21 protein-coding genes are annotated in these 26,987 nt (G+C 64.9%); 7 read left to right on the forward strand and 14 right to left on the reverse strand.

What is annotated here, in order from left to right; translation table 11 throughout:
• Positions 1-123: 123 nt before the first annotated feature.
• Positions 124-1,164 carry a tryptophan--tRNA ligase gene (gene trpS / locus AC2TZ7_RS18385; protein ID WP_098411874.1) on the forward strand — a complete coding sequence of 347 codons (1,041 nt, stop codon included), beginning with the start codon at positions 124-126 and terminating at the stop codon, positions 1,162-1,164.
• A 213-nt stretch (positions 1,165-1,377) separates the two neighbouring features.
• On the opposite strand, the gene AC2TZ7_RS18390 is transcribed toward trpS, so the two are convergent.
• The 4 genes from AC2TZ7_RS18390 to AC2TZ7_RS18405 all read right to left on the reverse strand — a co-directional run bounded on the left by AC2TZ7_RS18390 (position 1,378) and on the right by AC2TZ7_RS18405 (position 7,673).
• Entirely contained in the window at positions 1,378-2,478 is a 1,101-nt protein-coding gene (locus tag AC2TZ7_RS18390) for a hypothetical protein (RefSeq protein WP_489865304.1), read from the reverse strand.
• Positions 2,445-3,269: a glycosyltransferase family 25 protein gene (locus AC2TZ7_RS18395; protein ID WP_489865305.1), complete on the reverse strand. Its 825-nt coding sequence runs from the start codon at positions 3,267-3,269 to the stop codon at positions 2,445-2,447. The genes AC2TZ7_RS18390 and AC2TZ7_RS18395 overlap by 34 nt, the downstream gene beginning before the upstream one ends.
• Positions 3,270-3,436: 167 nt before the next feature.
• Entirely contained in the window at positions 3,437-6,694 is a 3,258-nt protein-coding gene (locus tag AC2TZ7_RS18400) for an efflux RND transporter permease subunit (RefSeq protein ID WP_489865306.1), read from the reverse strand.
• Positions 6,684-7,673: an efflux RND transporter periplasmic adaptor subunit gene (locus tag AC2TZ7_RS18405; RefSeq protein ID WP_489865307.1), complete on the reverse strand. Its 990-nt coding sequence runs from the start codon at positions 7,671-7,673 to the stop codon at positions 6,684-6,686. The genes AC2TZ7_RS18400 and AC2TZ7_RS18405 overlap by 11 nt, the downstream gene beginning before the upstream one ends.
• A gap of 199 nt (positions 7,674-7,872) precedes the next feature.
• Between AC2TZ7_RS18405 and serS the strand changes: the two genes are divergently transcribed.
• Together serS and AC2TZ7_RS18415 are read left to right on the forward strand one after the other, a co-directional pair.
• Entirely contained in the window at positions 7,873-9,162 is a 1,290-nt protein-coding gene (gene serS / locus AC2TZ7_RS18410; protein ID WP_489865308.1) for a serine--tRNA ligase, read from the forward strand.
• 84 nt (positions 9,163-9,246) lie between these two features.
• The gene (locus tag AC2TZ7_RS18415) at positions 9,247-9,459 is read left to right on the forward strand and encodes a hypothetical protein (protein ID WP_489865309.1); all 213 of its coding nucleotides are present in this window, start codon (positions 9,247-9,249) and stop codon (positions 9,457-9,459) included.
• Between the two features lie 84 nt (positions 9,460-9,543).
• On the opposite strand, the gene der is transcribed toward AC2TZ7_RS18415, so the two are convergent.
• From der to AC2TZ7_RS18430, 3 genes are all read right to left on the reverse strand, one after another.
• Entirely contained in the window at positions 9,544-11,058 is a 1,515-nt protein-coding gene (gene der / locus AC2TZ7_RS18420; protein ID WP_489865310.1) for a ribosome biogenesis GTPase Der, read from the reverse strand.
• A gap of 49 nt (positions 11,059-11,107) precedes the next feature.
• Complete coding sequence (locus AC2TZ7_RS18425) at positions 11,108-12,430, reverse strand: outer membrane protein assembly factor BamB family protein (RefSeq protein WP_489865311.1); 1,323 nt, start codon at positions 12,428-12,430, stop codon at positions 11,108-11,110.
• Between the two features lie 73 nt (positions 12,431-12,503).
• Positions 12,504-13,181 carry a hypothetical protein gene (locus tag AC2TZ7_RS18430; protein WP_489865312.1) on the reverse strand — a complete coding sequence of 226 codons (678 nt, stop codon included), beginning with the start codon at positions 13,179-13,181 and terminating at the stop codon, positions 12,504-12,506.
• Between the two features lie 197 nt (positions 13,182-13,378).
• Between AC2TZ7_RS18430 and AC2TZ7_RS18435 the strand changes: the two genes are divergently transcribed.
• Together AC2TZ7_RS18435 and AC2TZ7_RS18440 are read left to right on the forward strand one after the other, a co-directional pair.
• Entirely contained in the window at positions 13,379-14,548 is a 1,170-nt protein-coding gene (locus tag AC2TZ7_RS18435) for an efflux RND transporter periplasmic adaptor subunit (RefSeq protein ID WP_489865313.1), read from the forward strand.
• The gene (locus AC2TZ7_RS18440; RefSeq protein WP_489865314.1) at positions 14,545-18,099 is read left to right on the forward strand and encodes an efflux RND transporter permease subunit; all 3,555 of its coding nucleotides are present in this window, start codon (positions 14,545-14,547) and stop codon (positions 18,097-18,099) included. Before AC2TZ7_RS18435 ends, AC2TZ7_RS18440 begins: the two co-directional genes overlap by 4 nt.
• Before the next feature lie 172 nt (positions 18,100-18,271).
• Here the strand turns inward: AC2TZ7_RS18440 and AC2TZ7_RS18445 are convergent, their stop codons facing one another.
• Together AC2TZ7_RS18445 and AC2TZ7_RS18450 are read right to left on the reverse strand one after the other, a co-directional pair.
• Entirely contained in the window at positions 18,272-20,119 is a 1,848-nt protein-coding gene (locus AC2TZ7_RS18445; protein ID WP_489865315.1) for an ABCB family ABC transporter ATP-binding protein/permease, read from the reverse strand.
• A 138-nt stretch (positions 20,120-20,257) separates the two neighbouring features.
• Positions 20,258-21,718, reverse strand: a complete 1,461-nt coding sequence (locus AC2TZ7_RS18450) for a LysM peptidoglycan-binding domain-containing protein (protein ID WP_489865316.1) — start codon at positions 21,716-21,718, stop codon at positions 20,258-20,260.
• Between the two features lie 135 nt (positions 21,719-21,853).
• On the opposite strand from AC2TZ7_RS18450, the gene AC2TZ7_RS18455 reads away from it, so the two are divergent.
• Positions 21,854-22,408, forward strand: coding sequence for an LOG family protein (locus tag AC2TZ7_RS18455; RefSeq protein ID WP_489865317.1), 555 nt, complete (start codon positions 21,854-21,856; stop codon positions 22,406-22,408).
• Here the strand turns inward: AC2TZ7_RS18455 and rarD are convergent.
• Positions 22,394-23,335 (reverse strand): EamA family transporter RarD, encoded by a 942-nt coding sequence (rarD, locus tag AC2TZ7_RS18460; protein WP_489865318.1) that lies wholly within the window; start codon positions 23,333-23,335, stop codon positions 22,394-22,396. The two genes, AC2TZ7_RS18455 and rarD, sit on opposite strands and share 15 nt — an antisense overlap.
• A 133-nt stretch (positions 23,336-23,468) precedes the next feature.
• On the opposite strand from rarD, the gene AC2TZ7_RS18465 reads away from it, so the two are divergent.
• Positions 23,469-24,314 (forward strand): DUF1206 domain-containing protein, encoded by an 846-nt coding sequence (locus AC2TZ7_RS18465; RefSeq protein WP_489865319.1) that lies wholly within the window; start codon positions 23,469-23,471, stop codon positions 24,312-24,314.
• Between the two features lie 214 nt (positions 24,315-24,528).
• On the opposite strand, the gene AC2TZ7_RS18470 is transcribed toward AC2TZ7_RS18465, so the two are convergent.
• From AC2TZ7_RS18470 to AC2TZ7_RS18485, 4 genes are all read right to left on the reverse strand, one after another.
• Positions 24,529-24,984 (reverse strand): baeRF12 domain-containing protein, encoded by a 456-nt coding sequence (locus AC2TZ7_RS18470; protein WP_098410403.1) that lies wholly within the window; start codon positions 24,982-24,984, stop codon positions 24,529-24,531.
• Positions 24,984-25,211 (reverse strand): hypothetical protein, encoded by a 228-nt coding sequence (locus tag AC2TZ7_RS18475; RefSeq protein WP_098412449.1) that lies wholly within the window; start codon positions 25,209-25,211, stop codon positions 24,984-24,986. The genes AC2TZ7_RS18470 and AC2TZ7_RS18475 overlap by 1 nt, the downstream gene beginning before the upstream one ends.
• A 159-nt stretch (positions 25,212-25,370) precedes the next feature.
• The gene (locus AC2TZ7_RS18480; protein ID WP_078539674.1) at positions 25,371-25,970 is read right to left on the reverse strand and encodes a superoxide dismutase; all 600 of its coding nucleotides are present in this window, start codon (positions 25,968-25,970) and stop codon (positions 25,371-25,373) included.
• Positions 25,971-26,072: 102 nt separating this feature from the next.
• Positions 26,073-26,918 carry a DMT family transporter gene (locus AC2TZ7_RS18485; RefSeq protein ID WP_489865320.1) on the reverse strand — a complete coding sequence of 282 codons (846 nt, stop codon included), beginning with the start codon at positions 26,916-26,918 and terminating at the stop codon, positions 26,073-26,075.
• Between the last annotated feature and the right edge of the window lie 69 nt (positions 26,919-26,987).

Genomic DNA, 26,987 nt, shown 5'->3' on the forward strand with positions numbered 1-26,987 from the left:
CTCTCCTGCTCACGGGCTCAGTTGCGCCCTTTGCGCTTTAGCGATAAGCGAGCGGAGAGCGGATTTCCACCCCGGGAGATCCTCAATGGCGGGCTTCCACCCCCCGCAGATCAGGAGCATCAGATGAGCGAGCAAGCGCAACCCCTCAACGCCAATTTCAAACCGCGGATCTTCTCCGGCATCCAGCCCTCCGGCGGGCTGACGCTGGGCAACTATCTGGGCGCGCTCAAGCGCTTTGCCCAGAAGCAGGACGAAGGGATCGAGACGATCTACTGCCTCGTCGATATGCACGCGATCACGGTCTGGCAGGAGCCCGAGGCATTGCGCCGCAACACCCGCGAGGCGGCTGCCGCCTTCCTCGCCTCGGGCGTCGATCCGAAGCGCTCGATCCTCTTCAACCAGAGCCAGGTCTCGGCCCATGCCGAACTGGCCTGGGCGTTCAATTGCGTCGCGCGTCTGGGCTGGATGAACCGGATGACCCAGTTCAAGGACAAGGCGGGCAAGAATGCCGAGAAGGCCAGCCTCGGCCTCTACGCCTACCCCGCGCTGATGGCCGCCGATATCCTGCTCTATCACGCGACGATGGTGCCGGTGGGCGAGGACCAGAAGCAGCATGTCGAACTGACCCGCGACATCGCGGCCAAGTTCAACCATGACTACAAGACCGAGTTCTTCCCCGCTCCCGAGCCGCTGATCGAAGGCGCCGCCACCCGCGTGATGTCCCTGCGCGACGGCACCAAGAAGATGTCGAAATCCGACCCGTCGGATGCGAGCCGCATCAACCTGACCGACGATGCCGACACGATCGCCAAGAAGATCCGCAAGGCCGTGACCGACCCCGAGCCCCTGCCCTCGGACCTCGACGGGCTCAAGGACCGGGCCGAAGCGCGCAACCTCGTGAACATCTACGCGGCGCTGGCCGACATGACGCCGACGCAGGTGCTGGGCGAATATGGCGGCGAAGGCTTCGGCAAGTTCAAACCTGCGCTGGCGGAACTGGCGGTTGCGAAGCTTGCTCCGATCTCGGACGAGATGACCCGGCTGATGAACGATCCCTCCGAGATCGACAATATCCTCGGCGACGGCGCGAACCGCGCCGACGAGATCGCGCAGCCGATCTTGGGCAAGACGCTCGAGATCATGGGGATGGTCCGCTCGCGTTGAGCGCGGCACGGGGGCTCTGCCCCCCGTCGCCGGAGGGTGACAAAACCAAAGGAAGAGGGGGCGCTGCCCCCGTCGCCGGAGGGCGACAATCAACGGAGCAAGAGGGGGCTCTGCCCCCTCGGGCTTCGCCCTCACCCCCGGGATATTTTAGCCAAGGCGAAGGGGGTGCCCGCGTGAGGCAACGCTTCGGTAGAACCGGTTGAGAGGAGGCTTTCAGAGGAGCCTCTTTCTCACACTAGATCTGATCTTGCGCACCTGCCGAGCGGCGTGTCGGTTCCACCACCGGAGTTTAAGCTTGGCGACGCCTCGCGCGGCGGTATCGGCCAGCCCGTCCTGCCGAGCGGGCGCGTTCTTGATTGCACGCAGGTCCCGCAGCACAGCGGAGTCGCAATTCGCAAACAGGCTATCGAACGTGTCCGGCGCGGCGCGCATGGCGACGACGAGTTTTGCGAAACCCGAAAATTGCCCGCGCCTTTTCGTTCCGTCGAGCTGGGCAAAGAGAAATGTCCGCGCGCGCACCATCGCAAGAATTTCCGTCAGCAGATCGAGGTTCGCGGCATGGCGATCCGCCAGTTCCGCCTGATGGAGCGGCTGCCCTTTTGTGTCGGGAGGTTCCGCAATCGAAATAACGTGAACCCGGTCGCCCAACAGGCGCGGCGCCTGTTTCTTGACCTCGGCGCTGTCGGTGCAGATCAGCAGTCTTCGAGCCGAGAAGACCGGAGCGACGCGCTGCAAAAAGCCGTTGAAATCGGTTCGGTAGTCGGAATGACGGATGTGCACCGCATCGTAATCCGCGTCCAGCGTCAGGAGCCTGCGCGCAATCTCCGAGGCGACATCCGCGCGCAGGGATAGGCGACGAAGGAGCCGGAGCGAGTCCAGACCACCGCCCGCGCGTTCCTGAACGAGCAGGGTTTCAGGGTGATCGCGCTTCAGATCCACGCTCGTGAGGGCGTTGCTCTGGGTATCGCGATGCAGTCGTGTCGCATCGTCATAGGCGGCCTGATACGTGCTGATGCGATGCGCCAGCGCCTCGGGCTGCACAGAATTGATCGTGTCGAGAGCCTTGCCGATCTCCGGGCTCCAGAAGGCCACGGGACAACCGAAAGTCTCGCGCGGCGCAAAGAGCGTCTCGAACCCCGCCTGCAGCCCCGATCGGTGGGTATCGATAATCAGGGTCCGGTCGAATGTCTCGGCATGCCGACGGGCGCGATCCAGTTGGACGAGACAGTCGTTGAAGCCACCGCAGGGACGCGCGAGCAGGTAGCGCTTGCCCGGCTCGATCACGAAAGGCGTATCGTCGTCATTTTGAGCCATTTCTTCTTCCAGTAAGCGCCCCTGAGATATTTCCGCCCATTCCGAAAGCTCTGCTTTTGGCGCCTCTTATACTCCAGATGCAACTGCGCTCTGAGGTCGCCAAGTGCCGAAATATCTTCGTCTTCAGTTGGATGATCGACAAGACGCGGATCCGAGCACAGCACCCCCAAGGGACGTAGGTCACAGGGCCAGTCCGCCGGGGCGCGCAGAGGGATCGCGCGCTCCAGTATGAAACTGGCGGCGTTACGGTTGATCGCATAGCCGGTCGAGAGGAGAGCATTGCGCGCGAGACGCCTGAGCGTGCAGCTTTCGATCTGCAGGGAGCGCCCCATGATCCGTGGGATGCGCGCGTGGTGATGATCGAGCTGGATGAGAGGTGCTCGCTCGTAGCCGCGCTCTTTCAGGAACTGCACGAAGCCGTCACCGAGGATCGCGTCGTCTTCGAGGACGATCGCACCGGGAAGGTCTCTGTCGAGAATGAGGCGATAAACCGCGAGATGCGAAAGGGCGCAGGCATATTCGCCGTCAGTCATTGCGCGGCCGAAATGCCTCTCGGTTCCGATGCGGTCGATGCTGGATTCGTATTCTTCAGGCAGCCCGGCGCGCCCGTCGATCGCGTCGAGGAATTCGAATGGCAGATCGAGTGCGCCTAATTGCCGAGAGATCATCTCTTTTCGCGCAGCCGCGTCAGGCAGCGAAATGACCACGATGGGCCAGTCGGTTTCGGGCAGCGTCGAGAGAGACATCGGTTTCAATTCGCCCTTATAAAATGGGGGGGGGGGGAAGGCCATCTGCTCCACCCGATAATGTGCTTGTTTCTGCAGGAGCGACTGGCTCGCGTCAACGCTGTTGGTGCGGTCGTGCGCCGTTCGATGGGGCGGCACGCCCCCCGCATATGGAAAACCGCCCGCACGAGAGAGACGTGCGGGCGGTTTTGTGTTTCAGGTCGGTGACCGGATCAGGTCTTGAAGATCCGGTAGATCGCCGGGATCACGAGCACGGTCAGCAGGGTCGAACTGAGCAGACCGAACAGGAGCGAGATCGCGAGACCCTGGAAGATCGGGTCGGCCAAAATCACCACCGCACCGATCATCGCCGCGATCGCGGTCAGCAGGATCGGCTTGAAGCGGATGGCCCCTGCCTCGATCAGCACCTCGGTCGGCGATTTGCCCTCGTGGCTGCCATGCCGGATGAAGTCCACCAGCAGGATCGAGTTGCGCACAATGATCCCCGCCAGCGCGATGAAACCGATCATCGACGTGGCCGAGAACGGCGCGTGGAAGATCCAGTGGCCGAGCATGATCCCGAGGAAGGTCAGCGGCACCGGGGTCAGGATCACCAGCGGCAGGCGGAACGAGCCGAACTGCGCGACGACGAGGATGTAGATCCCCAGAAGCGCCACGGCGAAGGCTGCGCCCATGTCGCGGAAGGTCACCCAGGTCACCTCCCATTCGCCGTCCCACAGAAGCGTCACATGGCTTTCGTCCTGCGGCTGGCCATGCAGCGACACGACCGGTTTCTCGCCCTTGGGCCAGTCCATGTTGTTGATCGCATCGTCGACGGCGAGCATCCCGTAGAGCGGCGCCTCGAACTTGCCGGCGAGCTCTGCGGTGACCATCTCGGCCTCGCGCCCGTTATGGCGGAAGATCGGATAGGACGCCTTCTCCTTGTCGACGCTGACCACGTCGCCCAGCTCCACCACGCCGCGCGCGCCGGGCAGGACATTGGCCGGGATCGGCGTCGAGAGCGTTTCCTCGTTCATCACCTTGTTCGACTTAGAGCGCTCCATCACGATCGGGATCGGCTGGCGCTCCTGCCCGCGATGGGAATAGCCCACCGTGGTCGAACCGTTCAGCATCCCGAGCGTGTCCCAGACATCGCCTTCGGAGACCGAGTAGAACTCCAGATCGTCGGAATTGACCGTGGCGCGCAGCTTGTCGGGCTGGATGCCGAAGCTGTTATCCACGTCGACGATATAGGGCACCTGCTTGAAGGCGTCCTCGATCCGGCGGGCCGCGTCACGGCGCATCTCGGGCGTCGGACCATAGACCTCGGCCAGAAGCGTCGCGATCACCGGCGGACCGGGCGGCGGTTCGACCGTCTTCAGGCTCGCGCCTTCGGGCAGCTTGATCGCCTTGATCTTGTCGCGGATCTCCAGCGCGATCTCGTGGCTGGTGCGGTCCCGTTCCCCTTTCGGCGCAAGCTGAAGCTCGACATCGCCCTGATTGGGCTGCGCGCGCAGGTAGTAGTGGCGCACGAGCCCGTTGAAGTTGAACGGCGCGGAGGTGCCCGCATGGGTCTGCACCGAGAGCACCTCGGGCAGTTTGGTCACGATCTCGGCCACCTGCTGAGCGACCGCATCCGTGCCCTCGACCGAGGTGCCCGCAGGCATATCGACCACGACCGAGAGTTCGGACTTGTTGTCGAAGGGCAGCAGCTTCACCGTGACATGCTTGGTGTAGAGCAGCCCCAGCGAGCCGAAGGACAGCACGGTCACGACCAGCAGGAACAGACCCGAGCGGCCCTTGGTCTTCAGGATCGGACGCGCCACGGCGCTATACATCCGACCGAGCTTGCCGCCCGCATGCTCGCCGCCATAGGCATCGTCATCGCCGTGATGGCCATGCAGCTGCGCCTTGCCCGCGACCTTCACCATCAGCCACGGGGTTATGATCACCGCCACGAAGAAGGAGAAGATCATAGCCGCCGAGGCCACCGCCGGAATGGGCGACATGTAGGGCCCCATCAGCCCCGACACGAAGAGCATCGGCAGCAGCGCGGCCACAACAGTCAGGGTGGCCACGATGGTGGGGTTGCCCACTTCGGCCACAGCCTCGATCGCCTTGGTCACACGACTTCCGGGCGTCTTCATCGCCCAATGTCGCGCGATATTCTCGATCACCACGATGGCATCATCGACGAGAATACCGATCGCGAAGATCAGCGCGAAGAGCGACACCCGGTTCAGCGTGAAGCCCATGATATAGGCCGCAAACAGCGTCAGCAGGATCGTCACCGGAATAACGACCGCGACCACGATGGATTCGCGCCAGCCGATCGCGACCAGCACGAGGCCCACGATGGAGACCGTCGCGAGGCCAAGGTGGAACAGCAGTTCGTTGGCCTTCTCGTTCGCGGTCTCGCCATAGTCGCGGGTGACCTTCACCTCGACATTGTCGGGGATCAGCTGGCCGTGCAGCTCGTGCACGCGGTCGAGGATATGTTCGGCAACGACCACGGCGTTGGAGCCTGCGCGCTTGGCGATGGCCAGCGTCACGGCAGGCGAGCGTTCGATCTTGCCATTGGCGTCGCGCTGCACGTTGGAGACGATATGGTCCGAGGCATCCGGCACATAGGAGACCTTCGCGACATCGGCCACATAGACGGGGCGGTTGTCGCGCGTGGTCAGCAGAAGGCCCGCGATCTCGGAAGGCGCGGTCAACGTCTCGCCCGCGGACAGGCTGATCTGCTTGCCCTCATGGCGGATATTGCCGGTGTTGAAGGCGCGGTTCGCCTGCGTGACCTTGTTCGAGAGCTGCTGCAGCGTCACGCCGTAGAGCGCGAGCTTGTCGGGCTCGGGCTCGATGCGGATCTCGCTCGTGGCATCGCCCACCAGATAGGTCAGGCCGACGTTCTGGATCTTCGTGACCTCGGTCTGCAATTCGCGCGCGACACGGGTCAGCTCGTCGCTGTCGACCTGCGCACCGTCCTTGCCGGTCAGCGTCAGCGAGACGATCGCCACATCGTCGATCCCGCGGCCCACGATCACCGGATCGGGGATGCCTTTCGGGATCTTGTCCATATTCGCGCGGACTTTTTCATGCACGCGCAGGATCGCGGCATCCGACGAGGTGCCGACCTTGAAGCGCGCCATCACCAGCGAATAATCGTCCTGCGTGCGCGAATAGACGTGCTCGACCTCGTTGATGCCCTGCACGATGGTTTCCATCGGCTCGGTCACCAGCTTCATCGCGTCCTGCGCCTTCAGACCCGGTGCCTGCAGGTGGATATCCACCATCGGCACGGAAATCTGCGGCTCTTCTTCGCGCGGCAGCGAGATCAGCGCGACCAAACCCACCGCGATTGCGGCGAGGATCATCAGCGGCGTCAGCGCAGAGCGGATGAAGGACTTCGTGAGTCCCCCCGCGATCCCCAGCTTGACGTGGATTTCGTCGTCTTCGGGCGTCTCGGGCCCGGTGCCTTGGTTATTGCTCATCGTTCGGCACCACCGTGTCGCCGGCGTTCAGACCGGTAAGAACTTCGACCATGTCCTGGCCGTCGATATTGACCTTAACGCCCGGCACGACCGTGCGCAGATAGGTGCCGTCCGCTTCCTTCACGCGGACGAAATCGAGCCCGGTGCGGTTGAAGACGTAGTCCTGCGGGATGACGATCGCGTCACGCTCGCCCATCGGCAGCTTCACCAGAAGCCGCGCGCCGACGAAGCGCGAATCCAGATCGGGCACTTCTACATCGGCCTGCACCCGACCGCCCTCGATCTCGGGGTAGATCTTGGCCAGCTTGCCCTCGATTTCTTTGCCGTCGGGATCGGTGATCATGATCGTGTCGCCCATGTGTAGCGTGTCGGCGTGACGCTCGGGGATCGACAGACGCAGGAAGAACCCGCCGCCGCCAATCGTCGCGATCGTCTCGCCGCCCATGATGACGGCGTCCTTGGTGACCGGAACGGTCACGACCTTGCCGTCGATCGGCGCGGTCACGGTGCCGAATTCCTGCTGCTGTTCATAGACCTTGCGCTGTGCTTTCTGCGCCGCGATCTGGCCCTCGTAGACATTCACCTGCGTCTGAAGCTGATCGACATTCTGCGAGGTCGAGACGCCGCGCGCCTGCAATTCCTGCCCGCGCTTGAGCTCGGACTTGGCGTTTTCCAGCTGCGCTTCGAGCGCATTGATCTGCGCATCGACCGCCCCGATCTGATAATCGAGCGTCTGGTCGGTGATCTTGCCGATCTCCTGACCGGCCTTGACCTCGTCGCCCTCGGTCACGTCAAGCGCGGTGATCGTGCCGGAAATCCGTGCACGCGCCGCAATCGTGTTCTTTGCCTCGACCTGCCCGTAGACAGATTTCCAATCGGTCACGACCTGCGGTTCGACCGTAATCGCCCCGTCCTGCGCCAACGCGATTCCCGGCAGGATCAACGCGGCGAATGCCAACGGCAGAAGCTTCAACGTCATCTCGGGTTCCCTTCCCTTACCGGCGCGCCCCTGCGCCTGCAATTTATATTCCGGTTATTGAATATGTATTCGCCCAACAGAATACAACCACTCCGCAGGTTTGAATTCATTGACCTGTGTCATGGTCGCATCGCCGGGGGTTTTCGCTTTCACAATCATGCGTTAAAGCCATGTCCGCAACAGTCTTGGAGATGGTGAGATGCACGATATCCGCGCAATCCGCGAAAACCCCGAAGAATTCGACGCGCAGCTGGCGCGGCGGGGGCTCTCGCCGCTCTCGCCCGAGATTCTCGCGATGGACGAGGCGCGCCGCACGGCGATCCACGCCGCCGAGACCGCGAAAGCCGATCAGAACGCTGCGTCGAAGCAAGTCGGCGCCGCGAAGGCGAAAGGCGACGAGGCCGAATTCGAACGCCTGCGCGCGCTGGTGACCGAGAAGAAAGCCGAAGTCGCGCAGATGCAGACCGAGGCGGGCGAGCTCGACGCGAAGCTGCGCGATCTGCTGATGACGATCCCGAACCTGCCGCTGGCCGATGTGCCCGATGGCGCGGATGAGGACGAGAATGTCGAGGTCAGCCGCTGGGGCACGCCGCCGACGTTCGCCTTTGATCCGAAAGAGCATTTCGAGCTGTCCGCCGTGGGCGGCGAGATGGATTTCGAGACGGCGGCGAAGCTGTCGGGCTCGCGTTTCGTGGTGCTCAAGGGCGGGGTCGCTCGCGTCCACCGGGCGCTCGCGCAATTCATGCTCGACCTGCATGTCGACAAACATGACCTGTCGGAAAACATCACCCCCGTGCTGGTACGCGACGAAGCGATGATGGGCACCGGGCAATTGCCGAAATTCGCCGAGGACAGCTATCAGACCACGAATGGCTGGTGGCTGATCCCCACCGCCGAGGTGACGCTGACCAACTACGCCAATGGCGAGGTGATGGACGCCGCCGCCCTGCCCCAGCGCATGTGCGCCCATACGAACTGCTTCCGCTCGGAAGCGGGCTCGGCGGGCAAGGACACCTCGGGGATGCTGCGTCAGCACCAGTTCGAGAAGGTCGAGATGGTGACGCTCTGCACACCCGAGACCGCCATCGACGAACATGAGCGCATGACGAAATGCGCCGAGGCAGTGCTGGAGGCGCTGGAACTGCCCTATCGTCGCATCGTGCTCTGCACCGGCGACATGGGGTTCGGCGCGCAGAAGACCTACGATCTCGAGGTCTGGCTGGCGGGTCAGAACACCTATCGCGAGATTTCCTCGGTCTCCACCTGCGGCACCTTCCAGGCGCGGCGGATGAACGGGCGCTACAAGCCCGAAGGCGGCGGCAAGCCCGAGTTCATCGCGACGCTGAACGGCTCGGGCCTCGCGGTCGGACGCTGTCTGATCGCGGTGCTGGAGAACGGTCAGGAAGAGGACGGCTCGGTCACCCTGCCCGCCTGCCTGCACCCCTATCTGGGCGGCAAGACGCGGCTGGTCGACGGCAAGCTGGCCTGACGCTGCGACCCGGCGACGCAAGACTCCGACCGGGAACGTTGTTAACGTTTCCGTGTTCGAAGTGAGTCGCCGGGAGAGCTGCACATGTCCGTAACAGTCACGCACAAGCGGGATAGCGTCTTGATGAGCCGCATCCTCGAGATCGGCGAGGACCAGATCCCCGCGCAGATCATCGCGATGCGCCGGGAAAAGACGCTGTCGAAACTGATGGCGGAGATCAATGCGAGCGTGCTTTCGGACTCGATCGAAGAACGCGCACGCGCCCAAGCGGCCCTCGATCGGCTGGGCTTTCTGTAAAGCGCGCCGACATCGCCGAAACGAAAAACGCCCGCCGGAGATTTCGACATCCTCCGGCGGGCGTTTTCTTTTAGGATTAAAGGCTTACTCGCCCTTCTTCGCCTCGCGCGCTTTCCGCGCCGATTCCTTGTGGGCCGAGCGCTTCTTCGCATCGACGTGCTTTTTCAGGCGCGACGGGATCGACTTCTTGCGATCCTTATAGGGGTTCGTCTTGCCCTGATCGCGCATGTAGAGGCGGATCGGCGTGCCCGGCATGTCGAAGCTCTCGCGCAGACCGTTGACCAGGTAGCGCTCGTAGCTTTCGGGGATCTTGTCGGTATGGGTCGATTTCACCACGAAGCCCGGCGGACGGGTCTTCGCCTGCGTGATGTAGCGCAGCTTGATCCGACGGCCTCCGGGAGCCGGCGGCGGGTGCGCCTCGGTCATCGCGGTCAGCCAGTTGTTCAGCTTCGCGGTCGGCACGCGGCGGTTCCAGACCTCATGGGCCTTCAGGATCGCATTGTGTAGCCGGTCGAGCCCCTTGCCGGTCTTGGCCGAGACGGTCACCAGCGGCGCGCCCTTGAGCTGCGGCAGCAGGCGCTCGAACGCCTCGCGTAGTTCCTTCAGCTTCTCGGGCTTGTCTTCTTCGAGATCCCATTTGTTCGCGGCAACCACGACCGCGCGCCCCTCGGTCTCGGCGAAATCGGCGATCCGCAAGTCCTGGGTTTCAAAGGGAATATTCACGTCGAGCAGCACTACGACGACCTCGGCGAAGCGCACCGCGCGCAGGCCATCGGCCACGCTCAGCTTCTCGACCTTGTCGGTGACGCGCGCCTTCTTGCGCATCCCCGCCGTGTCCCAGATCCGCATCGGCGTGCCCATGAAATCGGCGGTGACCGAGATCGCGTCGCGGGTGATACCGGCCTCGGGGCCAGTCAGCAGGCGGTCTTCGTTGAGGATCTTGTTGATCAGCGTCGACTTGCCCGCATTCGGGCGCCCGATCACGGCAAGCTGCAGCGGTTTCGCGGCGGAGGGCGGCTGGTAGGCGGGGATGTCGCCTTCCTCGAGCTCGTCCTCGATCACGATGTCGGTGACGGGAGCGTTCGCGGCATTGCGCTCGGCGAATTCGTCGGCCAGCGGCACCAGCGCGGTGTAGAGATCGTCGAGACCTTCGCCATGCTCAGCCGAGATGCGCAGCGGCTCGCCCAGACCAAGGCTCCATGCCTCCATCGCACCCGCATCGCCCGCAGCCCCTTCGGCCTTGTTGGCCGCGAGGATGACGTTGGCGTTCTTCTTGCGCAGGATATCGGCGAAAATCTCGTCGGCGGGCGTCACGCCCACGCGCGCGTCGACCATGAAGAGGCAGATATCGGCCTCTTCCACGGCACGCTCGGTCAGGCGGCGCATCCGGCCCTGAAGGCTGTCGTCTTCGGCCAGTTCCAGACCGGCCGAGTCGATCACGATGAAACGCAGATCGCCCAGACGCGCATCGCCCTCGCGCAGGTCGCGCGTGACGCCGGGCATGTTATCGACAAGCGCGAGTCGCTTGCCGACAAGCCGGTTGAACAGCGTCGATTTTCCGACATTCGGGCGGCCCACGATGGCCAGGGTAAAGCTCATGATGCCCTCCTTGGGCGGTCGTAAGCGGCCCCCTTACACCCTAAAGGGCTCACTGAAAAGCGTGCAGTTTCCCATCGCCGCCGACGACGTAGAGGGTGCGCCCCGCCACGACCGGATCGGTCGCAGCTCCGCCCGGGATCTTCGCCTGGCCGATCAGGCTGCCGTCGATCGGGCTGAAGACGCGCAGCACGCCGTCGGAAGACGCGACGAACAGCTTGTTGCCTGCGAGAACCGGGCCGTAGCTCGCGACGATGTCGCGCTGCCGCTTCGGCTTGTCCTTGGTGTAATAGGGCAGATCCTTGGACCAGATCTGATCGCCGGTCTTGGCATCGAGACGCACGATCTTGCCCTGATCCGAGACGAGGAAGATCGAGCCGCCGGCAACCTGCACGGGGCTGTTGGCCCCTTCGGTCGCGGTCCAAATCCGGTCGCCGGAATTCACGTCGAAGGCTGCCAGCTTACCCGCAGAGGAGCCCGCATAGACCGTGTCGCCCACCACGACCGGATCGCCGGTCAGATCGACGATATTCGCATAGCCCACGCCCGGACGTGCGCCCGGCACTTTGGAGTTCCACATCTGCATCCCGCTTTTCGGCAGGACACCGCTCAGGAAGCCCGAGGAGAACGGGAAGATTACCATGCGATCGGTGACGGCAGGCGAGGAGACGCCGGTCATGCCCGAAGCCGACGGCGCGCCCGGCACCTGCCAGATTTCCTTGCCGTCGCTGGCGCGGATCGCCCAGGCCGAGGAATCGCGCGCGACCACATAGACCACGCCGTTCTTCACGGTCGGCGCACCGCCGATGCCTGCGTCGAAATATTGCCGCCACTTGATGCCGCCGGTGGCTGCGTCGATCGCGACGAGCTCGGCGAAATCGGAGGTCACGTAGACCGTGCCGTTGGCATAGGCCACGCCGCCGCCCGAAGCATCGCCCTCGCGGTCGCCCGGAGGCGTGATGTCGGTCTGCCAGACGCGCCCGCCATTCGTCGCGGTCGCGGTCACGCGGGCCTGACTGTCGAGTGTGTAGATCTTGCCGCCACCCACGATCGGATCGGCGGTGATGCGGTAGCGGCGCGCATTGCCCGAACCGATATCGGCGGACCAGACCGGCGTCGTGCCGTTGCCGAGCGCCGCATTGAACAGGCTATGCGTGGCCGAGCCCGCCCGCTGCGGCCATTCGGCATTGCTCACCTGACGGGGCAGCGAGATCGGCAGCGATTTCTGGGCGGGCGCATCGGCCAGCGGCAGCCCCTCTTCGGCGCGCAGTGCGTCGCGGGGCGAGAGACGCTCGCCGGGGAGGATCGTTTCCTTGGTACAGCCTGCCACGAAAGCCGCCACACTCAGCACGCAGATCGTCTTGCTCAGCTTCACGCCCGTTCCCCCTGCCTGTCTCGGCTCTCTTGCAGCGCCCGCGCGTCCGATAAAGACGCGCCGGTTCAACCCTTTACTCTTGCGGTGCCGGAGCGCTCTGCCCCGGCTGGGTCGGCACTTCGCCACCCAGCGCCACAATCAACTCTGTCGCGCGTTGTTGCAAGCCCGGCGTGAGGCCGGCGTCCTGAAGAATCTGCTGGGCGATCGAGATCGCACCGTCCCTGTCGCCGGACGCGACGGCTGCGGCCGCCTGCTGCTCCATCGCCAGAAGGCGGTAAGGCGCGCCGGGGATGGCGAGTTCCTGCAACGTCGCATCGCGCTTGGCCGCATCCATCTTGTCGCCCGCCGCGATCACCGCCTTGAGCTTCGCGAGATCGCTGATCGAACGCGGCAGGCCCTGCTCGGCGCTGACCGCGTCGAAGAACTTGATCGCCTCGTCGGGCTTGCCCGCCTCGATCGCGGCGTCGCCCTGCATGATCTTGAGAACCGCGGTGCGGCCGGGACCGTCGGGCGTGACCTTGGCGAGATCGGCGCTGGTGGCGTCACCGTTCACGGCCGCCATCACCTGATCGCCAAAGGCGCGCGCATCGGCTTCGGTCTTTTCCTTCTGCCACGCATTCCAAGCGGTGCCGCCGACGATCGCGAGGATGATTACCGCGCCGATCCAGCCCCATTTCTTGAATGCCGCCCAGAGCTTGTCCTGACGCACGGCATCGGTGACTTCGTCGATGAAACTGTCGGTATCACTCACGCGCGGGTCTCCTCGTAGCTTTGGCGCCCCTCTTACACGGCTCCCCCGGCGCTGCCAAGGGCCGCACGAAGCGCTCTGGTCACGTGCGCGCCGGAGGAATGCAGGCCTTGAGATCACGTTCCGCTCTCGGTAAGTTGAACGCCGCGGTTCAGTCCCCATTTTGGCGAGACGCCGTGCCCACATACAGGAGCCCGCCGATGCGTCCGGTCCCGATCCTTAACGCGATCCTCGTTCTTGTCGCGCTCTACCTTCTGGTGTTCGAGCGCGACCGCCTGATGGGCTATCTCGGCGATGCCGCGACGCCTGCCGAGCAAGCGCAGCAGGTCGAAGAGACCGGCACCCCCGCCGTGCCGGTGCAGGCGATGGTCTCGACCGCGCAGCCGCTCGATCAGGGCGTTCTCACGCGCGGACAGACCGAGGCCGCGCGCCGCGTGGAGGTGCGTTCCGAGACGACGGGCAAGGTGATTTCCGAACCGCTCGGCAAGGGCGCGCAGGTCGAAAAAGGTCAACTGCTGTGCAAGCTCGATCCCGGCACGCGGCCGGCCGCACTGGCCGAAGCGCAGGCCCGGCTGGCCGAAGCGCGGCTCAACGCCACCGCCGCCGAGAAGCTGAAAGAGGGCGGCTACCGGTCGGAAACCTCCACCGCCTCCGCGCAATCGGCGCTCGAAGCGGCCAGCGCCGCCGTCGGGGCCGCGCAGACGGAACTGGCGCGGCTCGAGATCACCGCGCCCTTTGCCGGGATGATCGAGGAAGACACCGCCGAACTCGGATCGCTGCTCTCGGCGGGCGGGCTGTGCGCCACCGTGATCCAGCTCGATCCGATCAAGCTGGTGGGCTACGTCCCTGAAACCGAGATCGACCGCGTGCAATCCGGCGCGATGGTCGGCGCACGGCTTGCGACCGGGCGCGAGGTGATAGGCAAGGTCACCTTCGTCTCGCAATCGGCGGATGCCGCCACGCGCACCTTCCGCATCGAGGCGGAAGCGCCCAATGGCGACCATTCGATCCGCGAAGGGCAGACGGTCGAGATGATCGTCGCCGCCGATGGGACCAAGGCACATTTCCTGCCCGCCTCCGCGATGACGCTGAACGATCAGGGCAAGCTGGGCGTGCGGCTCGCGGTGGACGGCGTGGCCCGTTTCGCCCCGGTCGACTTCCTGCGCGACACGCCCGAGGGCGTCTGGCTGGCGGGCCTGCCGGAGAGCGCGACGGTGATCGTGGTCGGACAGGACTATGTCACCGAGGGCTCGCCTGTGGCCGTGACCCTCGTCGATCACGCGCCGGGCGATGCCACCCATGACACGCCCGCCCCCATGACGCCCGCCCCGCAAACCGATGGCGGTGCCGCAGACGGGGCCGCGCAATGACCGGCATCGTCGATTGGGCCGCAGCCCGCGCGCGGATGGTGATCGCCTTCGTGGCGATCTCGATCCTTGCGGGGCTGACCGCCTATCTGAGCCTGCCCAAGGAGGGCGAGCCGGATATCGAAATTCCGATGCTGTTCATCTCGGTCCCCTTCCCCGGCATTTCGGCCACCGATTCCGAGAAGCTGCTGGTCAAGCCGATGGAGACCGAACTGGCCGGGCTCGACGGGCTCGACAAGATGACCGGCATCGCGAAGGAGAATTACGCGGGGCTGATGCTCGAATTCGACTTCGGCTGGGACAAGACGAAAATCATCGCCGATGTGCGCGATGCGATGAACACTGCAGAGGGCAAGTTCCCGGACGGGGCCGAGAAATATTCGATCAACGAGATCAATTTCTCCGAATTCCCGATCGTCGTCGTGACGCTGTCGGGCAACGCGCCCGAGCGCACCCTGCAGCAGCTCGCCCGCGAATTGCAGGACGAGGTCGAGGGGCTGGAGCCGGTGCTGGAAGCCCAGATCGCGGGCCAGCGCGACGAGATGCTGGAAGTGGTGATCGATCCGCTGAAGCTCGAGGCTTATAACGTCACCGCGCCCGAGCTGATCAATGTCGTGCAGGCCAATAACCAGCTGATCGCGGCGGGCGAGGTGGAGACCGATGGCGGCGCGTTCTCGGTGAAGATCCCGGCCACCTTCGAGACGGCGCAGGATGTCTATGCGCTGCCCGTGAAGAAGAACGGCGAAAGCGTGGTGACGCTGGGCGATCTGGCCGATATCCGCCTGACTTTCGAGGACCGCACCGGCACCGCGCGCTTCAACGGCGAGCCGACGGTGGCTTTGCAGATCGTGAAGCGCAAGGGCTACAACATCATCGATACGGTGGACCTGCTGCGCAAGACCGTGGCCGAGACCGAGAGCCGCTGGCCCGAGCCGCTGCAGCGCGCCGTCGATGTGGGAATTTCGCTCGATCAATCGAAAACCGTGGGCGCGATGGTCAGCCAGCTCGAAGGCTCGGTGCTGACCGCGATCGCGCTGGTGATGATCGTTGTGCTAGCGACGCTGGGCACGCGCTCGGCGCTGCTGGTGGGTTTCGCGATCCCGACGTCGTTCCTGCTGACCTTCCTGTTGCTCGGCGCGATGGGCGTGCCGATCTCGAATATCGTGATGTTCGGCCTGATCCTCGCGGTGGGGATGCTGGTCGATGGAGCGATCGTGGTGGTGGAATATGCCGATAAGCGGATTTCCGAAGGCTCCGGCCCGATGGCCGCCTACACCGAAGCCGCCAAGCGCATGTTCTGGCCGGTCGTGTCGTCCACGGCGACGACGCTGTGTGCCTTCCTGCCGATGCTGTTCTGGCCGGGCGTGCCGGGCGAGTTCATGGGAATGCTGCCGGTCACGATCATCTTCGTGCTCTCGGCCTCGCTGGTCGTGGCGCTGATCTACCTGCCCGTCGTGGGCGGCGTCGCGGGCCGCGTGAGCCGCAGGCTGGATTACGGGGCCGCACACCTCAAAGGACGCCCCTATTGGCTGCGCCTGCTGCTGGCCGCGATCTCCGCCGCGCTCGTCTTCCTCGGCGCGCTGCTGACGCTCAACCCGGCCTTCTTCACGGGCACCCATACCGCTTCGGGCAACTTGCTGGCCTCGCTGCCCGGCGTGATCCTTTTCGTGATCGCGACGTTGCTCAGCTCGATCACCTTCACGGCGGCCAAGCCCCAAGGCAAACCGAAGCCCATCGACGCGGGCTATCGCCGCCGCCCCTTCGGCCATTTCACCGCCGCCATCGCGGGCAATCCGATCATGCCGCTGATCGTGGTCGCGGTGATCGTGACCGGCGTCGTCATGACCTTCGGCTATTACGGCAAGAACAATAACGGCACCCAGTTCTTCACCGATAGCGAGGTCGAACAGGCGATCGTCTATATCCGGGGCCGCGGCAACCTCTCGCTGACCGAGAAGGACGCGCTGCTGCAGGAAGCCGAAAACATGGTGATCGGCACGCCCGGCGTCGGCGCGGTCTTCTCCTTCGCGGGCGAAGGCGGGCTGAACCAGAACAATGGCGGGGCCAGCGCGCCGCGCGACACGATCGGTCAGATTCAGGTCGAGATGATCCCCTGGGCCGAGCGCAAGGACGACCCGGCGCTCGATGGCGATGTGGTGATGGAGAAGATCATGGCGAAGATCGCCACGATCCCCGGCATCCAGTCCGAATATCTCGCGCAGGATCGCGGGCCGTCCTCCGGCAAGCCGATCCAGCTGCGGCTCGAGGGCGACGATTTCGCAGCGCTCGACAAGGCCGTGCGGCAGGTCGAGGCGCATATGGCGGACATGAAGGGCGTCACCGCGATCGAAGACACCCGCCCCCTGCCCGGCATCGACTGGGTGATCGACGTGGACGTGACCCGCGCGGGCCGTTTCGGCGCGGATGTGGCGACCGTAGGCGGCATGGTGCAGCTGGTGACGCGCGGCATCCTGCTCGACACGATGCGCGTGCCCTCGTCTGACGAGGAGATCGAAATCCGGGTGCGCCTGCCCGAGGAAGACCGGGTCCTCTCGACCCTCGACACGCTCAAGCTGCGCACCTCCGAGGGGCTGGTGCCGCTCGCGAATTTCATCACCCGCACGCCCGCCCCCAAGCTGGGCCAGATCGACCGGATCGACCAGACCCGCTATTACGACATCAAGGCGGGGGTCGAAGAAGGCCTCACCAATGACGACGGTCAGCCGATCACCGGCAACGAGCGGATCGCGGCACTGGGGGAGTGGCTCGACACCGAGGCCGCCCTGCCGCCGGGCGTCAGCTACGAATGGTCCGGCGATCTGGTCGAGCAGAACGAGAGCCAGGATTTCCTGATGACCGCCTTTGGCGGCGCGCTGGCGCTGATGTTCGTGATCCTGCTCGCGCAGTTCAATAGCTTCTACAATTCGGTGCTGGTGCTGCTGGCGGTGGTGCTGTCCACGGCAGGTGTGCTGATCGGGATGCTGGTGATGGGCCAGCAATTCTCGATCATCATGACCGGCGTGGGCATCGTCGCGCTGGCGGGGATCGTGGTGAACAACAACATTATCCTGATCGACACCTATCAGGAATTCTCGCGCTACATGCCCGAGCTCGAGGCGATCATCCGCACCGCCGAAGCCCGCCTGCGGCCCGTGTTGCTGACCACGATCACCACGATGGCGGGCCTGACGCCGATGATGTTCGGCCTGTCGCTCGATTTTCTCCATGGCGGCTATTCGATCAACAGCCCGACGGCGCTTTGGTGGAAGCAACTGGCGACGGCGGTGGTGTTCGGCCTTGGCACCGCGACGGTGCTGACGCTTGTGCTGACGCCCGCGCTGCTGGCGATCCGGGTCTGGTTCAAGACCGGCGCCTATCGCTCGACGCGCGCGCTTTCGGCGCTGATGCAAGGGGCTGACAGCCGCGCCGCGCGCGATCTGGCGCTGGAACGCGCGATGCGCAAGATGCGTGGCCGCGAGATCATCTGGGACGAGGATGCGCCCGAAGGCGGCGTGAAGCCGCATCTGGTGACACGGCCCGACGCGGCGGAGTGAAGCTGCGAAAATGCCCGGGCGGCTAGCCCGGGCAGCGCCCGACCCTCCCCCCGGGAGGGCGCATTGGCGATGTCAGCGCGAGCACGCCTGACTTACGGGCTTTCGAGATAAAGCGCCAAGCCTCGCAGGGATGGGCGCGCCCACCCAAGGGTCGGGCGCCGCCCTTCTCGCGTTACGCCGCCCCCTGCTCCGCCTCGTCTTCCTCTTCCGCCGATTGCCGCGCCCACATCGAGGCATAGCGCCCGCGCTGTGCCAGCAACTCCTCGTGGCGTCCGCGCTCGATGATCTCGCCCTTGTCGAGCACGAGGATCTGATCGGCATCCGCGATGGTCGACAGACGGTGCGCGATGGTGATCACGGACCGCCCCTCGCCCATCGCCTTCAGGCTCATCTGGATGTCGCGTTCGGTCTGCGTATCGAGCGCCGAGGTCGCCTCGTCCAGAAGCAGGATCGGCGGGTTCTTCAGGATCGTGCGTGCGATGCCCACCCGCTGCTTCTCGCCACCCGAGAGCTTCAGACCGCGCTCGCCCACGGCCGTGTCGTAGCCTTCAGGCAGGCTGAGCACGAAGTCGTGGATGCGCGCGGCCTTCGCCGCCGCGACGATCTCTTCGTCCGTGGCATCGGCGCGCCCGTAGGCAATGTTGTAGCGGATCGTGTCGTTGAAGAGCACGGTATCCTGCGGCACCACGCCGATCGACTGCTGCAGGCTCTCCTGCGTCACATCGCGCAGGTCCTGATCGTCGATGCGGATCGCGCCACCGGTCACCTCGTAGAAACGGAACAGCAGACGCCCGATCGTGGATTTGCCCGAACCCGAGGGCCCGACCAGCGCGACCGTCTGTCCGGCCGGCACGTCGAAGGAAATCCCCTTCAGGATCGGCCGCGTCGGGTCATAGGCGAATTCGACATGGTCGAAGCTGATATGCCCGCCTTTCACTTTCAGAACATCTGCGCCTTCTTTGTCCTGAATTTCGGCCGGCTGCTGCAACAAATCGAACATTTCGCCCATATCGACCAGCGCCTGACGGATCTCGCGATAGACCGTGCCGAGGAAGCCCAGCGGCATGGTGATCTGGATCATATAGGCCTGCACCATGACGAAATCGCCGACCGTCAGCGTCCCCGCCTGCACCTGCATCGCGGCCATGACCATCACCGTCACGAGCCCGATCGTGATGATCAGCGTCTGGCCCGCATTGAGCGCCGCGAGCGACTGGCCGGTCTTCACCGCCATCGACTCGTAGCCCTTCATCGAGTCGTCGTAACGTTCCGCCTCACGCTTGGCCGCGCCGAAATATTTCACCGTCTCGAAGTTCAGCAGGCTGTCGATCGCCTTCTGGTTCGCCGCCGTATCGGCCTTGTTCATCTCGCGCCGGATGTTCACGCGCCATTCGGTCACCTTGAAGGTGAACTTGATATAGGCCGCGATGGTGACCAGCACGACCGCCGCGTAGCGCCAGTCGAAGACCACCGCGAAGATGATCGCCACCAGCGTCAACTCGACGATCAGCGGACCGACCGAGAACAGCATGAAGCGCAGCAGGAACTCCACGCCTTTCACCCCGCGCTCGATGATACGGCTGAGGCCGCCGGTCTTGCGGGTGATGTGATAGCGCAGGCTCAGCTGATGCATGTGGGTGAAGGTCTGCAGCGCCAGATGGCGCAGCGCGCGTTGCGCCACTTTCACGAAGATCGCATCGCGCAGCTCGCCGAAGGCCACCGTCATCAGGCGTGCGACCCCGTAAGCCACGGTGATCGCCACCGCCCCCATGCCCAGCGCCCAGGCCGCCGAGGTGCCCTCGCCCGAGAGCGCGTTGACCGCCTCGCGATAGACGAAGGGCGTCGCGACCGAGATGATCTTGGCGATAACCAGCATCACCATCGCGAAGACGACGCGGCGCTTCACCCACGGGGCTTCATGCGCCCAGAGATAGGGCAGCACCGCGCGGATCGTACGCCAGCCGCGGGCGCGCTCCTCGGCATTCATCTTGCCCTTGGTCGTGATCTGTGCCGGAGGCATCGCGCCCTCCTCTTCCTCTTGGCTAAAATATCCCGGGGGCTCCCGTCAGGGAGCGGGGCAGCGCCCCTCACGGGGGCAAACCTGCGCGCAACCTACTCGGCGGCGCGCAGGAGTCCAGCCATGCAAGCGGTCTGTGCGCTACTGCGCAGCCTCGGCAGGTTGTGCATCGGGGGCGGGAATGTTGAAGACCTGCCCCGGATAGATCAGGTCGGGGTCGCGGATCTGGTCGCGATTGGCATCGAAGACCCGCACATAGAGGAACCCGTCGCCATAGACCTCGCGTGCGATCGCCCAAAGCGTATTGCCCTTCACGATCTGCACCACCTTCACCGCGTCGCCGACCTCACCGGTCGCGCGCACCGAAGCCGCCTGCGCACCGGTCGGATCGGCGGCGTTGGCCACGAGGATCTCGTCGGGCTGGTCGAAGCCGGTCTCGGCCCGCGCGACCACCTTGCCGGACGCATCCTGCGCATCGATCCGCAGCTTATGCTCGCCCGTGCCCAAGCCAGGCAGGTCGAGCGACCAGCGCCCATCCGCGCCCGGCTGCGCCTCGGCGACGAGCGTGTCGTCGAGATAGGCCGACAGCGTCGTGCCCTCGGGCGCGCCGCGCCCTTCGCTGCGCGCAACCTCGCCCGAGCCGAAGGAGATCGTGTCGATCACCAGATCGTCGCTTTTCGGAGCAAGCAGCCGCGCGCCATCGGCATCCGCGATGAGTGGGGCTGCCGGCGGCGTGGGTGTGGAGGGGGCCGCGTCGGTCCCGGTTGCGGTAGACGCGCCTGCGTCAGTGCCGGTCATCGCCGCACCATCTGTCGCAGAGGCCGTCGCCCCGGCGCTACCATCTGTCGCACCATCCGCAGCCGCTCCGGACGTCGCGCTCTCCCCTGCCGAAGCAAGGCGCTCCTGTTTCGGCTGGCCGCGCAGCACGAGCGTCTCGGCGCTGTCACGCGTGGTGCCATCCGCGCCGGTCACCCGCAGCGAGAGTGCGCGCGGGCCATCGGAGGGCGGCAGATCGAAGAGCGAGGCGAAGCTGCCACCGCCATCGGCCTGCGTGCTCGCCACGACTTTCCCATCCACCAGAATATCGAGCTTGGCGCCCGGTTCGGCCCGCCCGGCGAGCGTCACCGATCCATCGGGCGTAGCCCGCAGCGCATCGAATTGCACCTGAGAGAGCGCCTTGTCGTCACCCGCCGCTTTCGCAGTGGTGCTCTCAGTCCCGGTGGCGGACGCCGCGGCCGTAGCCTCCACGCCCTGACCGTCGACCGTTTCAACCAGCTTATCGGTGGGCTCCTCTGCCAGCGGAGCCACGGCGCTCGCCGCCTCTTCCGCTTCCTGAGCCACGGTTTCCACGCCCTGCTTTTGCGGCGCGGCGGTGCCGGAGGCCGTCTCCGCGCCCCCCGCTTGTGTCGTTTGCGGCGCCCCTGCGGACCCGGTCGCGGCAGTGGTATCTGTCCCCGATGGCTGCGCCCCTTCGCGTTCCACCGGGCGCAGCACGCCCCAAAGCACCAGCCCCAAGACCACGAGGAGCAGTGCGACCGCCCCCCCTTTCACCGCCCCGAGCCCGGTGCTCTCGACTGGTTGATCCGTCACGTTATCATTCATTTAAGTCCCGCCTTCACGTCATCCCTCGGGGCCTGCCGCCTGTTCTTATGTGCGGCTAGGTCACCCGGTCCCTTGAGGGAACTTATCAACCCCGGTATCACCGCTCAATAACAATGCATTTTCGGAGACACCGTCATGACCCTTCCCCGTTCCGTCTGTGTCTATTGCGGCTCTCGTTCGGGCGCGAAGCCTGCTTATGCGGCAGCAGCGCAGGAAACCGGAGAGATGCTCGCCGCGCGCGACTGGCAGCTGGTCTACGGCGCGGGCGATGTCGGGCTGATGGGAGAGGTCGCGCGCGCGGCACAAACCGCGGGCGGGCGCACCTTCGGCGTGATCCCCGAGCACCTCTTCCCGCGCGAGGTCGGCAAGCGCGATCTGACCACCTTCGTCGTCACCGAGACGATGCACGAGCGCAAGAAGGTGATGTTCATGAATGCCGATGCGGTGGTGGTGCTGCCGGGCGGCGCGGGCTCGCTCGACGAGCTGTTCGAAGTGCTGACCTGGCGCCAGATCGGCCTGCATGAGAAGCCGATCTATCTGCTCAATATCGAGGGCTACTGGGCCCCGCTCGAGGCGCTGATCGACCATGTCATCGGCGAGGGCTTCGCGGATGCGTCGCTGCGCGATCTCGTCGTGACGGTCGATAGCGTGGCGGAGCTGGAAAGCGCGCTCGTCTCAGCTTTCGCCTAAACCGCGCTGCGTGGCGGGTTGCGCCGCAGGCTGCGGGCGGCGCATCCGCAGGTTGGCGCTGGAATAGAGCGCGAGCGCCGTCCAGATCAGCCCCAGCGCGATCGCGTGCCAGATCGTGACCCTCTCGCCGAAGGCCAGCGTCGCCACCGCGAATTGCAGCGTCGGGTTGAGATATTGCACCAGCCCCACCGTCGCCATCCGCACGCGCTGCGCGGCATAGGCGAACAGCAGCAAAGGCGTGCCGGTGAGCGGGCCAGAGAAGATCAGCAGCAGCGTCGTCTTCCAGTCGCCGCCGAAATGGCCCGCGCCGGGCGCGCTGCCCCACCAGCCCGCGTGATAGCCCCAGAGCACGATCAGAGCGACCGGCGAGAGCAGCAGCACCTCGGCGCAGACCGAGACCATCGGCCCCGCGCGCAGCCCCTTCTTGATCAGCCCGTAAGTGCCGAAGGTCGCGGCAAGGATCAGCGAGACCCAAGGTGCCACGCCCAGCCCGATCGTCAGGACGATGACCGCCGTGGCCGCCAGCGCGACCGCCATCCACTGCCGCGTGCTCAGCGCCTCGCGATAGACGATCAGCCCGAGGACGACGGCGACGAGCGGGAAGATGTAATAGCCAAGCGACGCCTGCACCGCATGACCGAAATGGACCGACCAGATGAAGGTGAACCAGTTGGCCGAGATCATCAGCGCCGCCGTCGCGATCACCAGCGCCCCGCGCCCGCGACGTTCCGCCAGCGCGACCCAAAGCTCGCCAAGGCGGCCTTTCAGCCCGAGGATCACCGCGAAGAACAGGAAGGACCAGAGCGTGCGATGGGCGAGTACCTCGATCGGCGGCATCCCGTCGAGCATTTTGTAATAGAGGCCCGACAGCCCCCAGATGACGCAGGCCGTCACCATCGCCCAGAAGCCCTTGACCGCCTCGTTCATCGAAATTCCCTTCTCTCAACCGCGTGACCCTGACCGATTGGCGGGCGAAAGGAAAGGCCGCGCCTCACGGGAACCTGTGCGCTTGTCCACGCATTGGGTCTGCGTCAATTCACAGTACCGAGAGAGACCGCCAATGTCCGCTACCGACAGCCACGACCCCGACGATTTCGCCTGGGCAGTGCCCGTCATGCGCACGGGATACGGGGGGCGCGGGCTGGTCTATCTCGTCGTCGCGGGCGTATCGCTCTGGTCGCTGTTTCATGGCGGCAGCGCCGAGGGCACCAAGCAGGTGCTGCAGAAGCTGTCGAGCGGCTGGGGCGCCGTGGTGCTGGTCGCCATCGCGCTCGGCATGGCGGCTTATGCGATCTGGCGCGTGGCGGATGCGCTCTGGGATCTCGAGGCCTATGGCTCCGAGATGAAGGGCTGGGTCGCGCGGGTCGGCCTCGTGGTCAGCGGCCTCGTCCATCTGGGCATCGGCGGTATCGCCGTGACGACTCTGGTCGCCCGCGCTAGCGGCGACAACGGGACGAGCAAACTGGTCTCCACGATACTGAGCGCGCCGATGGGGCGTATCGCGCTTGGCGTCATCGGGCTGATCGTGATCGGCGCGGGCGGTTACTATCTCTATAAAGGGATCACCAAGGCCTACCTGAAACATCTGCAAGCCAACGAGGTCACGCGGCGCGCCAATATCGTGCTGCAGGCGGGGCTTGTGGCGCAGGGCGTGGTGATCGCGATCATGGGCGCGCTGATCGTCTATGCCGCTTATAGCTACGATCCGTCGAGCGCGGGCGGGCTCGGCAAGGTGTTCGACTGGCTGCGCGGACACCCGTTCGGGCAGTTCCTAACCGGGGCCATCTGCGTGGGCCTTCTCGGGTTCGCCGTGTTCTGCTTCGTCAACGCGATCTATCGGATCGTGCCGCGCGCCAGCGACCCCGATATCGAGACGCTCAAGCAGAGCCTCGAGAGTGACGACTGAGCCGCCTCGATCCTCCCCAACCAACCAACGCCGCGCGGGTCTCGCGCGGCGTTTTTGCGTTGCTCGACAGACGTCCGGAGACGCATGGCGGGTTGAACGATCCCTGGCGCTCGGACCACCAGCGCAAAGCCCCCACTCCCCTCTCGAATTCCCAATGAAAAAGCGCCGCGCGAGACCCGCACGGCGCTTTTCCTGTCATCTGGCGAGGCGCGGCTCAGGCGGTCGCGAGCTCTTCCTTCACCAGCTTCTCGATCTCGTCACGCGGGTGATTGGTCAGCGTCTTGTCGATCTCGGCCACCACCACGTCGGAGACTTCCTTGTGCAGTGCAGAACGGATCTCGCCCAGCACACGCGGCGCCGCAACGATCACCAGCCGCTCGATCCGGCCCTTATGGACCATCTTGTAGAGCCGCTCGGCCAGATCGTCGGCGAAGCGCATCTTCGCCAGCTCGTGCCAGTCGGTTTCTTGGAAAGCCGAGCGATGGCCGGGACCGTCATCGGCCATGCGGCCGGGGCTGTCGGTGCCCTGCTCGTGATCCGGCGGGTTCTCCTGCTCGTCGATGCGGCGCACGACGAGGTTGGGATCCTGATCGTCCATCATATTTTCAAGAAACAGCGCTTTCTCGCCATCCGCGATCACAACCCAGGTGCCTTTGGAAAGCTTGGTCATCACATCTTCTCCTTTTCACCGCTGTCGCGCTCGTCGCCGCCCAACGGACGGGTCGCGCCTGCTGAAGTCTCATCCAGGCGTTTCTTCTCGTCGCGGGTGCCGACCTTGCGATTGAGGTTCCCGCCCGAGCTGCCTTGCCCCTGCGGCGTGTCGATATTCTCGGGCTTCTCGCCGAGGACCTCTTCGGTTTCGCGCTTGCCGTCCTTGGAACGAATACGCTCTGCCATCATATCCTCCTCTTGGTTTCTGGTAGCTGTCAAGAAAACCGATTTGGCAGGGTCGCGGTTCCTGCTTTGCAGACTTTCCGTTCCGGCAATCATCACGGGTAGAAAAACGAAAAAGGGCGCCCCGCAGGACGCCCTTCCAATTCGTATCGCGCGCGGGAATTACATGCGCGACGCGACGTTTTCCCAGTTCACCAGCTTGTCGAGGAAGTTCGACAGGTAGGCGGGACGCTTGTTGCGGAAGTCGATGTAGTAGGAGTGCTCCCACACGTCGCAGCCCAGAAGCGCAGTCTGGCCGAAGCACAGCGGGTTCACGCCGTTCTCGGTCTTGGTCACTTTCAGCGACCCATCGGTGTCCTTCACGAGCCATGCCCAGCCCGAGCCGAACTGGCCCGCGCCTGCGGCGGCGAAGTCTTCCTTGAACTTGTCGACCGAGCCGAAGCTTTCGGTCAGCGCCTTTTCCAGCTCGCTCGGCATGGCCGAGGCGCCCGGACCCATCATTTCCCAGAACTGGGTGTGGTTCCAATGCTGCGAGGCGTTGTTGAAGATGCCGCTCTGCGCAACCGCGTTCGGCTGGTAGGTGCCCTTCACGATCTCTTCGACCGACTTGCCTTCCCATTCGGTACCGGCAATCGCCTTGTTGCCGTTATCTACATAGGCCTTGTGGTGAATGTCGTGGTGATATTCGAGGGTTTCCTTCGACATGCCGAGATCCGCGAGTGCGTCGTGGGCATAGGGAAGATCGGGAAGTTCAAAAGCCATGATGTCCTCTCATTAGTTCGAAGGTACGTGTGTCAAACACTAAAGAAGCGCTGGAGGTTTCGAGGTCAAGCCGTTTCCGGCCCGAAAATCCGAGAGATGCGCTCAGGTTTTTCGCCTCAGCGAGAGGGCGATGCCGCCGATCACCAGCGCCGCGGCCAGCCAGAAGCGTGCCGAAGGCGTCTCCGCGAGCAAAACCGCCCCGCCCAGCGCCGCGATCAAGGGCACGGAGAGTTGAGCGATGGCGGCGAGGCTCGCGGGGATTTGCGGTATCACGCGATACCACAGCGCATAGCCCAGCCCCGAGGTGACCGCGCCCGAGAGGATCGCGGGCGTCCAGCCCCAGCTTGCCCCCTGCCCCCAATCGCCCGCGCCCAGCATCCAGATCAGCGCCAGCGGCGTGGCGAGTGCGAAATTGAGCGCGGTGGCGACCAGCGGATCGCCCGTGCGCCTTCCGTTGAGCGAATAGAGCCCCCAGCCGATCCCGGCCAGCGCCATCATCGCAAATCCACGCGGGTCGATATGGGCGCCCCCCGAGGCGGGCAGCAGCAGGACAGCCAGCCCCGCGAAGGCAAGCCCCGCCCCGATCCAGCGCCAGAGCGAGATCGCCTCGCGTAGCCACAGGGCGCCCGCAAACATGGTGATCTGCACCATCCCGAACAGCGTCAGCGCGCCGACGCCCGCGTCGATCAACCCGCTCGCGATGGAAAACCCGAAGATATAAAGCGCCAGCGTCGCAACCCCTGCGCCCAGCACCGCGCCCGGCAGCCGCAGCCCGCGCGCGCCCTTCGCCCGGATCGCGAGGATCAGCAGCACCAGCGCCCCCGAGGCGAGCCGCACGAAGCCCGTCGCAGCCGGTCCCCAGCCCGCATCATGCACCGCCATCCGGTTGAGCACCGAATTGGCCGCGAAGGCGACCATGACGAGGGCGGTGAGGGCGAAAAGGCGCATCCTCAAGTCATCGCCGCGCCACGCGGCGCTGTCCAGCCCGAGCTTTGGCCGACGCGAAAACAATGGCTT

The organism is Thioclava sp. ISO4 (genome assembly GCF_058105145.1).